Here is a 12,760-nt window from a genome sequence, read left to right as displayed (position 1 = left end):
CCCATAGGAGAAGATGATAGAGGGAGGTTTTGAGCTCTTTCAGAAGCTTAGCGAGGATTCCCTGACAAGCACCTACGAAATCAAAAAAGAGGGAAAGAAATATTATTTAATAGTCTTCAAGCCTCCTCTGGAGGAAAAAACGAAGGAAGCTCTCCTTGAAATCGGAGAGAAATTGAAAAGAATAACCCAACCAAACCTTCTTGCCCTCATAGATATCCACCAGGAAGATGACAAGATTTTCCTCATTTACGAGGAAGCAAGAGGAATGTCACTAAAGGAGCGCTTTAAGCTTCTCGCCCCATTTAACCCTTCTGTGGCTGTTGATACCGCAATTGCTATAGGAGAAGCTCTTTCTGCTCTGCATAAGTCGGGGCTGGCTCACGGAGACTTGCACCCGGGTAATGTGGTGGTAACCCCGGAAGCGCATGTAAAGGTTTTAAACGCAGGCATTTTCATACCCTTTCAAGAGCAAATAAAGAAGGGAGACTTCGCCTCGCTTATGCTTAGAGCTCCCTATACAGCTCCCGAGATAGCGGGCGGTTCTCCTCCTTCTCCTCAAACTGATATCTATTCCCTTGGTGCGATACTCTTTGAAGCCCTCACAGGTTCCCCTCCATTTGAGGGGCCAGACCCATTGGCTATAGTGGTAAAGCAAAACAACGAACCTGCCCCATCCCCGAAAAAACTGAATCCTGGCATCCCCAGAGCACTTGAAGGTGTCGTTTTAAAGGCGCTCCAGAAGGATTTGGATAAAAGATATTCAACCATAGACCAAATGTTGGGAGATTTAAAGGAAATTAGGGAGGCACTTCGTTATGGCTATTCCTTGAATTGGTCTCCTATGGATGAAGAGGGAAGGATAGGACGACCGAAGATAGAGGTAGAGAGGGAAACACCTTTCATAAGGAGCGCTGTCTTAATAATCTGGAGTTTGATAGGTTTGGCGCTAATTTTTCTTTTCTTATACGCCTTCCTCGGTTTAGGAATCCCGCAAGAGGTGGTTGTTCCAGACCTATCAAGGAAAGGTTTAGAGGAAGCAAGAACGCTTCTCTTGCAGAATGGTTTGAAATTGGGTGATATATTGGAGAGGGAAAACGAGGAAATACCGGCAGGATATATAATTTCCACTCAACCTCCCGCAGGGAGTTTGGTTAGGAAGGGAAGAAGGATTGATATAATCGTCAGCACGGGTGCTCCTTATGTCGTTATTCCCGATTTACGCTCCCTTGATGAGGAGAGGGCTAGGAAGCTGTTGAGCGATTTGGGCTTAGCGGTGGGGGATGTGAGCTATGTAGCAGATAGATATATACCTTTCGGACAGGTAATCTCGCAATCTCCTGCTCCCAATAGCAGGGTAGCTAAAGGCACAGCTGTTTACTTAAAGGTTAGCTTAGGTCCTCCCGTAGAAGCTACTCCACCATCTGTGTCGCAGGTTCCTTCTGAGGGAGAGAAAAAGAGCGCTACAGTGCGTTTTGTTGTTCCTGATAAAGCGGAAAGCCACAAGATAACGATTGAAGTTGAAGACGCAGAGGGAATTCATACCGTTTATGATAATGTCCATAAGCCTGGCGATTTAATAGACCAGCAAGTGGAAGGTGTAGGGACGGAAGTAACGATAAGAGTGTATATAGATGAGAATCTGGTCAAGGAAGAAGTATTAAAATGATAGAGCTCTCCGCCTCAATTTTATCTGCGGACCAGGGTGATTTGCGTGGGGAAATAGAGGGAATAAAAACGGGGATAGATTCCCTCCATTTTGATATAATGGATGGACACTTTGTCCCCGAGATAAGCTTCGGCGCTAGTTTAGTGGAGTCCCTGAGAAATTATTTCTCTCTCCCTTTCTATGTTCATCTCATGGTTGAAAAGCCGGAAAAACATATACACAGATTTGCCCTGGCAGGAGCAGATGCGATTTATATCCACCTTGAATCCACACCACATCTTCATAGGGCATTGGAAAAAATAAAGGAAAAGGAGCTGAAGGCTGGAGTTGCTCTCAATCCCGCAACTCCCCTTTCCTCTTTGGAGGAACTATGGGATATGATAGATCTTCTTCTCATAATGACCGTCAATCCCGGCTATGGTGGGCAAGAGCTTTTGCCCTTCACATTGAATAAGGTTGCTAAGGCTAAAAGGATTATCTCCGAAGGAGGATATGCAACGAAGATAGCGGTTGATGGGGGGATAAATAATATAACAGCCAAGCAAGCAAGGGATGCCGGGGCTTCTATTTTGGTTGTCGGTTCCTATATTTTTCAAAGTGAAGATCCCTTAAAGGCTCTTATTGAGCTTAGAGAAAGCTTGAAAGGCTGAGGACGATTAGAATGGCTGTTTCGCTGGTTTATTCTCCTCGCTATTTGTTGCATAACAGAGGAATAGAGCACCCGGAATCACCCCAGAGGTTAGCTGTGCTCGTTCGCAGATTGCAGAACTCTCCCCTTAAAGACTATCTTAAATGGGAAGACCCCTTTGAAGCGAGCGATGAAGACCTCTTACGAGTTCATACTAAATCATACATAAATTTAATCAAGACTCTCTCATTTATGGGTGGAGGCTGGCTTGATAATGACACATTTGTCTCTTCTGCCAGCTTCAACATCGCAACCCTTGCGGTAGGTGGGGCAATGAGGGCTTTTGAGCTCGCTATAGAAGATGGAATCCACTCTTTCGCGCTCGTTCGCCCTCCCGGACATCATGCCTCTCAGGACAGGGGAGCGGGATTCTGCATCTTCAATAACATAGCTTGTGGCGTGAGATATGCTCAAGAAAAACTCGGCATTGAAAAGGTCCTAATAGTGGATTGGGATTTGCATCACGGCAATGGAACGCAGGATATGTTTTACGAAGATGCTAGCGTTCTCTATTTTTCCACCCATCAATATCCCTGGTATCCTGGAACGGGGCAAGTTGATGAAATAGGGAAAGGAGATGGGAAAGGCTTCACGGTGAATGTTCCTCTCCCAGCAGGCTGTGGCGATGACGAATATATCAAGGTATACGAAGAGATACTTCCGCCACTTGTGAGGAGATTTTCCCCTGACTTAATCGCCGTCTCCGCGGGATTTGATGCCCATTTCGCTGACCCTTTAGGTGGTATGTTTCTCTCACCATTCGGATATGCTTCTTTAACGAGGATTTTAAAGCAACTTAACGAAGAACTAAACAAGAAGGGCATCGTTTTTCTTCTCGAAGGAGGGTATAATGCTGATGGGCTCTACACCAGTGTTGAAGCTGTTATTGGGGAGCTGTTGGATGTGAAATTGCCGATTTCAAGGAGCGAGCATAAAGCAAGCGAATCTGTTCGCTCAAGGGTAAATCTAATAATATCCGAGGTGAAAAACCTCCATTCACTTTAATTTAAAATAAGCGAGTGAAATAGAGAAAGAAAATGAGGAGGCTCCACAAAGTCAGCGTTAATTCAATAACTCGCTCCAAGCTCCAAACTCACCTCCTTAAGGAGCTCTAAAGGAACATCCTCACTAAGGAAGGCTTCGCCCAATCCCTTAAGAAGCACAAATCGGATTTTCCCCTCTTTAGCTTTCTTATCCCATACCAAACCTTCAATTATCCTCTCAACTCTGATAGGAAATTTAATTTTCAGCGGTAAACCGTAAGAAGAGAGGATAGATTTAAGCAAGGATACATCTTCTTGGGAAAGCAAGCCCATCCTTCTGGAAAGTTCGCTCGCGAAGACCATTCCAATGGATATTGCCTCCCCATGCAAAAGCCTGAACCCGCTTTCTCTTTCCAAGATATGACCGATTGTATGTCCAAAATTAAGCTGAGCCCTTATCCCTAATACATCTTCTTCATCCTTCTCTACATAATCAGCCTTAATTTTAATGCACCTTTTCACTATTTCCGTCAATATAGCATCATCTTTTCCCTTTATCTTTTCCTCCTTCTCTTTGAGCAATTCCAAAAGTTCCCTATCCCTTATTGCCCCATACTTTATAACCTCAGCCAACCCATTTCTATATTGTCTGGGAGAGAGAGTTTGAAGAAATGAGACATCCACTAAAACGAATCTCGGTTGATAGAAGAAACCTAACAAATTCTTTCCTTTTGGATGGTCAATAGCGACTTTTCCTCCTATTGATGCGTCAACCTGGGCGAGGAGAGTGGTGGGTATTTGTAAGAAGTTCAACCCACGCATATATGATGCTGCGACGAAGCCTGCTAAATCCCCTATCATTCCTCCTCCAAAAGAGGCAAGCCACCATCCCCTATCAACCTTGCTATCAGCAAGCTCATTCCACAATCTCCTCGCGGAGGCAAGATTCTTTGACCTTTCACCCGGCTTAACTTTAAGAAACAAATAGTTTATCCCCTCTCTTTCCAATATCTCCCTCAACATCCCTCCCCAGAGGGCTTCCACCCTACCATCAGCTATTATCGCTAAGTGTCTACACTTCCTTTCCTTAAGCCACTCCCCAAGAACCTCTATTGTATTCCAGCCAATGAGAATTGGATAACTTCTTTTCCCTAAATTAACGAATATTATCTCGCTCACTTCCTAAGACCTCCTCCATTAGCCATTTGAAAAATATATTTCTCTTTTTCCGCAACATTTTACGTTCCACGGAGAAATCTTTTTTCCAAAGACGAACCGCAGCAGTGAGGCTCACCGAAGCGTTATTATCCTGCAGCAAGCTTTTTAACTCCTCTTTCTTCTCTTCAAAAGCTGATTTAACCCACCTAACCTCGGGTGTTTGACCGGAAGGAATGGCTTCACCTTTAAGATAATCTAAAAGTCTCCCTACATACTTGACGCAATCGCGAATAGACATGTATGAAGTATCAAGGAAGGCGTCGGCTTTCAAGTAATTGGGGAATCTCTTTCTCAAAAGGGATTCTATCCTCTGAAGCTTGTCCTCCCCTTTGAGCAAAGGTCTGGTATCGTCATACTTCAATCTTCTTAGAATAACCTTTGGAGTAGAAAGAAGGCAGAGGAGGAATCCTTTTTCTCTCAGTGCGAGCAAATTGCTTTCCCTCTGCAAAGCTCCTCCTCCAACCGCGATGATTCCCCCTTCCTCCTTGCTGAATTCCCTTATCATCTCCTCCTCCAAATCTCTGAAATGTCCCTCTCCCATCCGAGAAAATATATCCACTATCTTCATTCCCGTCCTCCTCTCTATCTCGTCGTCAATATCAACGAAAGGAAGGGAATGTATCGAGGCGAGCGCTTTGCCTATCGTAGTTTTTCCTGTCCCCATAAAACCGCATAAAACGAGGTTCCTCAAACCTTCTTCAACCTCTCAAGATAATTCTCATAAGACCTCTTCATATCTTTCAGGCAATCCCCTCCGAACTTCTCAAGGAAAGCATCAGCGATTATCCAAGCGGTCATAGCTTCCCCTATAATTCCCGCAGAGGGAATAACGCATACATCCGCCCTTTCCTTATGGGCGGGGGCGGATGATTTGCTCTTTAGGTGAACGGAGTGGAGGGGTTTCGCAAGAGTAGGGATAGGTTTCAACGCTGCCCTTATGATTATTGGCTCTCCATTGCTAACCCCTCCTTCTATGCCTCCTGCCCTATTAGTTATGCGGAAGAACCCCTCTCTTTTATCGTAGAAAATCTCGTCGTGAAAGGATGAACCGTAGAGGGAAGCGGAGGAAAACCCCTCTCCTATCTCGACTCCCTTTACTGATGGGATGCTCATAATTGCGAAAGCGAGGCGAGCATCCAATCTTCTATCCCACTGCACATAACTTCCCAAGCCCGGTGGGACACCTAAAGCGATAACCTGAAACATCCCGCCTAGGCTATCCCCCCTCTCCTTCGCCCTATCTATTTCCTCAATCATTTTCTCCTCAGCATCCATGTCTGGACATCTTAAGGGAGACTTCTCTGCTCTCTCCCTTACATCTTCCCATCTCCCCTCAACTTTTGCCCTCACATTTCCAATCGCCACCGTGAAGCTGAAAATCTCAATGCCGAATTCCTTAAGCAGAAGTTTAGCCATAGCTCCACCCGCTACTCTTCCCGCTGTTTCCCGCGCACTCGCTCTCTCTATTACATCTCTCAAATCGGTCAAACCATATTTAAGATATCCGCTCAAATCGGCATGCCCTGGACGGGGAAGCAAGACAGGTTCAATTTCCCTTTCCTCAATGGACATTATTTCCTCCCAATTTGGTGCGTCTTTATTTTTTATAAGCAAAGATATGGGAGCGCCTGTTGTCTTCCCTAACCTTACTCCTGAAAGAATTTCAACTTTGTCCCTTTCTATTTTCATTCTATTTCCCCTGCCATAACCCATTTGCCGGCGACGAAGCTCTTCGTTTATGAAGCTGGTAACTACTTTCAGCCCGGCGGGGAAACCATCTATTATAACGAGGATACATTTACCATGAGACTCTCCAGCTGTAAGAAACCTTATCATCTTTCCTCCTTTGTGGACATTTGTATTATTAAATTATACAATTTCTCTGGGATTTAAAGAAGAAACTTATTGACAACCCAACAATGTATTTGAGATAATTAATTTTTGAGATGACCAAAAATGGATGAGAAATTACAGCAAGCTTTTGCATTTAGGTACGAAGGAAAATATAAGGAAGCAATAGCGCTCTTACAGGAGATATTGCAAGAGGACCCTCAATGTCCTCCTGCCCATCACTTGTTGGGATTAATCTACGGCTTCATCGGAGAATTTGAGAAATCCTTGGAAGAACTAAGAAAGGCAGTGGAGTTGGATGGAAACTTCATTCAAGCAAGAAACGACCTCGCCCTCACATATGCTATGCTGGGGATGTATGAGGAAGCCAAGCAGGAATTCCAAAAGGTCTTGGAGATAGACCCGGGAAATCCCTTAGCGACGAAACATCTGCGGCTGATGGAGACGGAGGAAATTTAGCTTATGGGCGATGAAGTAGAGCTACGATTTGAACCGGAAGGCAAAACAGTAAGGATTAAAAAGGGAAAGAGCGTATTAGACGCAGCTTATGAGGCGGGCATATTGATAGATGCTCCCTGTGGTGGAAGGGGACTATGTGGGAAATGCAAGGTGAGAATTGTTGATGAGTTCTTGCCGATAAGCCCTGCGGAGGAGAAGCTTTTGACTCCCGAGGAGATAGCAAATGGGATTAGATTGGCGTGTCAGTTCATTCCCCAAACCAACCTCGTCGTTGAATTGTTAGAGCCTGTCCTTGAAGCTATTCAGAAGACGGAGCTGGAAAGAATGGTCGTTAGACTTAAGGGGAAATGCCCGATTAGCAAACACTTCCTTTCCCTTCCAATTCCGTCCCTAAGCGACCAGCGCTCAGACGAGGAAAGACTTCTTTCCGCCCTCCCGCAAGCAAACAAACTAACTCCCACAGTAAGAAGAGAATTGCCTCGCGTTCTCAGGGAATCGGATTTCAAAGTGACTGCGGTCGTCGTGGGCGATGAGGTAATAGCGGTAGAGAAAGGAAATACCGAGGATGAGATTTACGGTATAGCGATAGATATAGGGACGACGACCTTAGCAGGTTATCTTGTGCATCTCCCCACGGGAAGGAAGATAGCCAGCGATTCACGGCTCAACCCACAAGTCGTTTATGGAGCCGATGTGATTTCCCGCATCAGATACACAATAGATAGAGAAGACGGATTGGACGAGATGAGGAAGAGCGTTATAGAGGGAGTAAATAATCTGTTGGAAGATATATGTGGTTTCACTGGCGTTTGCCAGGATAGGATATATCAAGCCACTATCGTGGGGAATACTTGTATGACCCATTTCCTTTTGGGGGTTGATGCCCGTAATCTTGCTTTCACCCCCTATGTACCTGCCTTTACGAGAATGGTGAAAACGAGGGCGAAGACAATCCAGTTGAATATTTCCCCAGAGGGGTGGGTTTATGTTCTCCCTAATATAGCGGGTTTCGTGGGTGCGGACACAGTGGGTGTAATCTTAGCGACAAAGTTGTATAGAAGGAAGGGGAATTATATTGCTATTGATATCGGCACAAATGGCGAAATGGCGCTTGGGACGGAAGATGGAATAACGGTGTGTTCAACTGCCGCGGGTCCCGCTTTTGAAGGCGCGCATATAAGATTCGGTATGCACGCAACGAAGGGAGCAATTAATAGGGTTTATATATCGGATGATGTGAAGTTATCAACAATTGATGGCGGAACTCCAAAAGGGGTCTGTGGCTCGGGACTATTGGATGTTGTTGCGGAGATGTATAAAGTGGGAATCATTGATTCAACGGGTAGAATGCTGTCTTATGAGGAGGCTTCCCATTTGTCTCCCTCTCTCAGGGAAAGATTGACAACTATTGATGGGGAAAGATGCTTTATATTGGTGAGGGGCAAAGAAAACGAGATAAACAGAGATATATTCATAACTCAGAAGGATGTGAGGGAATTGCAATTAGCGAAGGGGGCGATAAGAGCTGGGATAGAAATTCTTTTAAAGGATAAGGGACTGAGCAAGGACGATTTGGATGGGATTTTCCTTGCGGGAGCATTTGGTAATTATATAAGGAGGGAAAGCGCCTTAAGAATTGGCTTGCTTCCTTCACTATCAATTGATAAAATTTATCCCGTTGGAAATGCGGCAGGTAGGGGGGCTATGATGGCGCTAATCTCCCCCCGTATGCTAAAACGGGCGGAGGAGATAGCGAAGAGTTGTCATTATATTGAGCTCTCCGCCGTGCCGGAATTCACAAATTATTTTATGGACGCAATGTATTTTCCTGTTTAAAATGATTTCTAAAAAACAAATAAAAAGGAGGTAAGACAAAATGACGGAAGTATTGAATGCATTGAAAGAAGCAGTCATAGTCGGAAACGCAAATGCTGCGAAGGAGCTGACGGAGAAGGCTTTGGCTGAGAACATCCCTGCGAAGACCATCTTGGACGACGCGCTTATTCCGGGCATGATGGTCGTGGGAGAGAAATTCAAGAACAACGAGTATTATGTACCGGAGGTCCTCATCGCTGCAAGGGCAATGTATGCGGCGTTAGACCTTCTCCGCCCGATACTCAGCCAATCCGATATAGAGCCTATTGGAACCGTAGTCATCGGAACAGTTAAGGGTGACCTTCACGACATAGGGAAGAATCTCGTTAGAATGATGCTTGAAGGCGGCGGATTCAAGGTAATAGACCTCGGCGTGGATGTAGCGCCGGAGAAGTTTATTGAGGCGATTAAGGAGAATAATGCCCAAATTCTCGCTATGTCTGCCCTCCTTACAACAACTATGCCCTCTATGAAAATAACGATTGACGCCCTCAAAGAAGCGGGGTTGAGGGATAAGGTGAAGGTAATGGTCGGCGGTGCTCCAGTTACACAGCAATGGGCAGATGAGATAGGAGCGGATGGCTACGCTCCGGATGCTGCCTCCGCTGTGGATAAAGCAAAGGAGTTAATAGGGGTTAATTAAAAAGGGGGGATTTATGAAGGGAAGGAAAATCCTTATAGCAAATGTAGGGTCAACCTCCTTCAAATATCAGCTTTTCTCAATGCCAGCGGAGAATGTGCTGGCAAAGGGAAAAGTTGAAAGAGTGGGAGCGGAGAAATCTCCCTACGCTCATACCGTTGGCGGCAGAGCTTTCAGTGGTGAGACGGAGGTAAAGGACCACAATTCGGCTATAAAGCTTTGCCTCGATTTCCTCCTATCGCCGGAGACGAAAGTTATTTCATCCCTGGAAGAGATAGACGCCGTTGGCTTTAAAACAGTTCATGGAGGAAAGTATACGGGTGTTCATCTCCTAACGGACGAAGTTTTGGCTGAAATGGAGAGATTTTCCATTGTAGCTCCCGCTCATAACGCTCCCTACATAAACGCTATAAGGATATTCAAGGAACTCCTTCCCTCAACGCCGCTTATCGGCGTATTCGAACCACATTTCCATACCACCATCCCAATCTTTGCGAGGGTTTATGGAGTTCCTTATGAGTGGTATGAGAGATACGGAATCGCAAAGTATGGTTTCCATGGTGCTTCCCATCACTATATCGCGGAAAGAACACCTCAATTCCTGGGAAAACCAAGAGAAGGATTGAGGATCATATCCTGTCATTTAGGGGGCTCCTCCTCCCTCTGTGCGATAAAGGATGGAAAATCCCTTGATACATCTATGGGCTTTTCCGCTCAATCGGGCGTCCTGAATGCGACCCGGTGTGGGGATTTGGATGTCTTCGTTATCCCCTTCCTTATGCGGGAAGCAAATATGTCCATTGAAGAAATCTGTCGGGAATTGGTCAAGAGGGGCGGTCTGCTAGGCATTTCCGGTATAAGCGGGGATATGAGGGATTTGTTGGAAGCTTCCTCCCGTGGGGACGAAAGAGCTTCTTTAGCTATAGAGGCATTCTGCTATGGAATTAAGAGATACATCGGCGGTTATGTTGCTATAATGAACGGCTTGGATGTCCTCGTTTTCACAGGAGGAATTGGGGAGATGAGCCCCCCAATCAGGGAAAAGATTTGCCAGGAAATGGATTATCTCGGGATAAGGATAGATAAGGAGAGGAACAATTCCGCGATAGGGAAGGAAGCGATTATCTCCCCTGATGATAGCAAAGTAACGGTTGCGGTTATCCCAACTAACGAGGAACTCATAGTAGCCAGGGAGTCGCTCAAGCTCCTGGAGAGAGAAGGAGGTTAGGGAGGATTGGCGAATATTGTGATAGTGGGGGCGCAGTGGGGTGATGAGGGGAAGGGAAAGATAACCGACCTTCTCGCGGAGGAAGCGGATATCGTAGTCCGCTTCCAAGGGGGAAGCAATGCGGGGCATACCGTTAAGGTTGGGGAGGAAGTCTTTCGTCTGCATCATATACCCTCGGGAATCCTCTATCCCGATAAGCTTTGCATAATCGCCGATGGGATGGTTGTTGACCCAGAGGTCTTGAAGGAAGAGATAGAAGAGCTTCAGAAAAGGGGAATTAGGGTGGATGGACTGCGCATCTCGGCAAATGCCCACATTGTTATGCCATATCATCGTATTTTGGATGGGATATGGGAGGAACGGATGGGGAAGGGCAGAATCGGAACAACTGGTAGGGGAATAGGACCCTGCTATGCGGACAAATCCGCAAGGGTGGGCATAAGGATGAGCGACCTCTTCAATCCAGAAGTGCTAAAGGAAAAATTGAGGATAAATTTAGAGGAGAAAAACCTCTTAATATCTTACTATCGTCCCGAGTCAGAGAAGCTAAGGCTTGAGGAACTCCTCCCTCGATATTTGGAGCTGGGGGAATTCCTGAGACCCTATGTTGCTAATACATCGCTCATCATAAGAGAAGCTATGAAGCAAAGGAAAAATATATTGTTTGAGGGAGCTCAGGGAGCGCTTCTTGATATAAATTATGGAACTTATCCCTTTGTAACCTCCTCTCATCCCATAGCGGGTGGTGTTTGTGTAGGGGCGGGCATCGGACCCAAGGAGATAGACAAGGTAATCGGGGTTTGTAAAGCATATACTACAAGGGTAGGTGGTGGACCATTCCCAACGGAGATAAAAGATGAAATAGGGGATTTACTGAGGGAGCGAGGAGATGAGTATGGAACGACAACTGGAAGACCGAGGCGTTGTGGGTGGCTTGACCTTGTTGCCCTTCGCCATGCTGTGGAGATAAACGGGATGGATAGCCTTGCGATAACGAAGCTTGATGTCCTAAGCGGCATTCCGAAGCTAAAATTGTGCGTTGCTTATAAGTTTGAAGGGAAGGAGATACAACAATTCCCTACGGATACAAATATTTTAAGCAAATGTCAACCCGTATATATTGAAATGGAAGGCTGGGAGAAGATAGAAGATGTAGACGATTTCTCCTCCCTTCCAAAGGGGGCGCAGGAATATCTCCGCAAGATATCCTCCTATGTTGGCATTCCCATCTCTATTGTCTCCGTTGGGGCACGCAGGGAGCAGACGCTTGGTTGGAAGAGCAAAGGGGAAGGATATTTTTGGGATAGAATCGTTGTAGATACAGTTGACTAAGACTCCCTAACGAGGAGGGATTATCAAATTGCCACCTTTGCACGCGATAATATTGGGGATTGTTCAAGGCTTAACTGAACTTTTCCCCATATCCTCCTCAGCTCATCTTTATATACTACCAGTCGTTTTCTTGAATTGGGAATATCAATCCCTTTCTTTTGATGTAGCCCTGCATTTGGGAACGCTTGTGGGATTAGTGGCTTTCCTTTATAAGGATTGGAAAGATATTTTAAAGGGAGCGTTTAAGGGCGACCGCTATTATCAAGAGCTCCTCCTTTTGATAATCATCGCTTGTGTTCCAGGGGCGCTCTTCGGCGCTCTTTTAGAGAAACAGGCAGAGACCATTTTCCGGACGCCTACTCTAACAGCTTTGACTTTATCCTCATTCGCTATTCTCCTTTGGCTTGCGGATAGATTCGGGAAAGCAGAAAGAGATATAAAAGAAATCAAGTGGAAGGATGCCATTTTAATAGGTCTATCTCAGGCTTTGGCGATAATTCCGGGTGTTTCTCGCTCGGGCGCAACGATGACAACCGGTCTTGCTCTCGGGCTTAAGAAAGAAGAAAGCGCACGATTTTCCTTTCTCATTGCAACCCCAATAATTGCGGGTGCGGCTCTTTGGGAGGGAAGGGAAATCATTACCAGTGGACTGAGAGAACCTCTTCCCCTACTATTGGGCTTCCTTTCAGCTGCGGTCTCAAGCTATTTTGCGGTTTACTTCCTCCTTCGGTATTTGAGGAAAAGAAATTTCCTTCCTTTTGTTATCTATCGTTTTCTTTTTGCCTTTCTTATCCTTATAGTTATAATTTTTAAAACGTAG

At 45.6% G+C, this 12,760-nt stretch carries 12 protein-coding genes; 9 read left to right on the top strand and 3 right to left on the bottom strand.

What is annotated here, in order from left to right; genetic code table 11:
* Positions 1-13 precede the first annotated feature (13 nt).
* Genes H5T88_02400 through H5T88_02390 form a run of 3 tightly spaced genes read left to right on the top strand, consistent with a single transcriptional unit; the run spans position 14 to position 3,359 of the window.
* Entirely contained in the window at positions 14-1,666 is a 1,653-nt protein-coding gene (locus H5T88_02400; protein ID MBC7329188.1) for a PASTA domain-containing protein, read from the top strand.
* Complete coding sequence (rpe, locus tag H5T88_02395) at positions 1,663-2,316, top strand: ribulose-phosphate 3-epimerase (GenBank protein MBC7329187.1); 654 nt, start codon at positions 1,663-1,665, stop codon at positions 2,314-2,316. The genes H5T88_02400 and rpe overlap by 4 nt, the downstream gene beginning before the upstream one ends.
* A gap of 11 nt (positions 2,317-2,327) precedes the next feature.
* Complete coding sequence (locus tag H5T88_02390) at positions 2,328-3,359, top strand: histone deacetylase (GenBank protein MBC7329186.1); 1,032 nt, start codon at positions 2,328-2,330, stop codon at positions 3,357-3,359.
* A gap of 62 nt (positions 3,360-3,421) precedes the next feature.
* On the opposite strand, the gene aroB is transcribed toward H5T88_02390, so the two are convergent.
* The 3 genes from aroB to aroC are packed head-to-tail and all read right to left on the bottom strand — an operon-like array spanning position 3,422 to position 6,388.
* On the bottom strand, positions 3,422-4,516 hold the full coding sequence (gene aroB / locus H5T88_02385) for a 3-dehydroquinate synthase (protein ID MBC7329185.1): 1,095 nt from the start codon (positions 4,514-4,516) through the stop codon (positions 3,422-3,424).
* Positions 4,494-5,246 (bottom strand): hypothetical protein, encoded by a 753-nt coding sequence (locus H5T88_02380; GenBank protein MBC7329184.1) that lies wholly within the window; start codon positions 5,244-5,246, stop codon positions 4,494-4,496. The genes aroB and H5T88_02380 overlap by 23 nt, the downstream gene beginning before the upstream one ends.
* The gene (gene aroC, locus H5T88_02375) at positions 5,243-6,388 is read right to left on the bottom strand and encodes a chorismate synthase (protein MBC7329183.1); all 1,146 of its coding nucleotides are present in this window, start codon (positions 6,386-6,388) and stop codon (positions 5,243-5,245) included. Before aroC ends, H5T88_02380 begins: the two co-directional genes overlap by 4 nt.
* A gap of 123 nt (positions 6,389-6,511) precedes the next feature.
* Between aroC and H5T88_02370 the strand changes: the two genes are divergently transcribed.
* From H5T88_02370 to H5T88_02345, 6 genes are read left to right on the top strand one after another with little or no spacing between them, the layout of a single operon-like run.
* The gene (locus H5T88_02370; GenBank protein ID MBC7329182.1) at positions 6,512-6,865 is read left to right on the top strand and encodes a tetratricopeptide repeat protein; all 354 of its coding nucleotides are present in this window, start codon (positions 6,512-6,514) and stop codon (positions 6,863-6,865) included.
* A gap of 3 nt (positions 6,866-6,868) precedes the next feature.
* Positions 6,869-8,701 (top strand): DUF4445 domain-containing protein, encoded by a 1,833-nt coding sequence (locus H5T88_02365; protein ID MBC7329181.1) that lies wholly within the window; start codon positions 6,869-6,871, stop codon positions 8,699-8,701.
* Positions 8,702-8,741: 40 nt separating this feature from the next.
* On the top strand, positions 8,742-9,383 hold the full coding sequence (locus H5T88_02360) for a corrinoid protein (GenBank protein MBC7329180.1): 642 nt from the start codon (positions 8,742-8,744) through the stop codon (positions 9,381-9,383).
* 13 nt (positions 9,384-9,396) lie between these two features.
* A complete protein-coding gene (locus tag H5T88_02355) occupies positions 9,397-10,608 on the top strand; it encodes an acetate kinase (protein MBC7329179.1) in 1,212 nt (403 codons plus the stop codon).
* A 6-nt stretch (positions 10,609-10,614) separates the two neighbouring features.
* Positions 10,615-11,940, top strand: a complete 1,326-nt coding sequence (locus H5T88_02350; protein ID MBC7329178.1) for an adenylosuccinate synthase — start codon at positions 10,615-10,617, stop codon at positions 11,938-11,940.
* 28 nt (positions 11,941-11,968) lie between these two features.
* Positions 11,969-12,760, top strand: a complete 792-nt coding sequence (locus H5T88_02345; GenBank protein MBC7329177.1) for an undecaprenyl-diphosphate phosphatase — start codon at positions 11,969-11,971, stop codon at positions 12,758-12,760.

The sequence above is a fragment of the bacterium genome (assembly GCA_014360495.1).
GTDB lineage: Bacteria > Armatimonadota > JACIXR01 > JACIXR01 > JACIXR01 > JACIXR01.
This window is presented reverse-complemented; position numbering and strand designations above follow the sequence as displayed.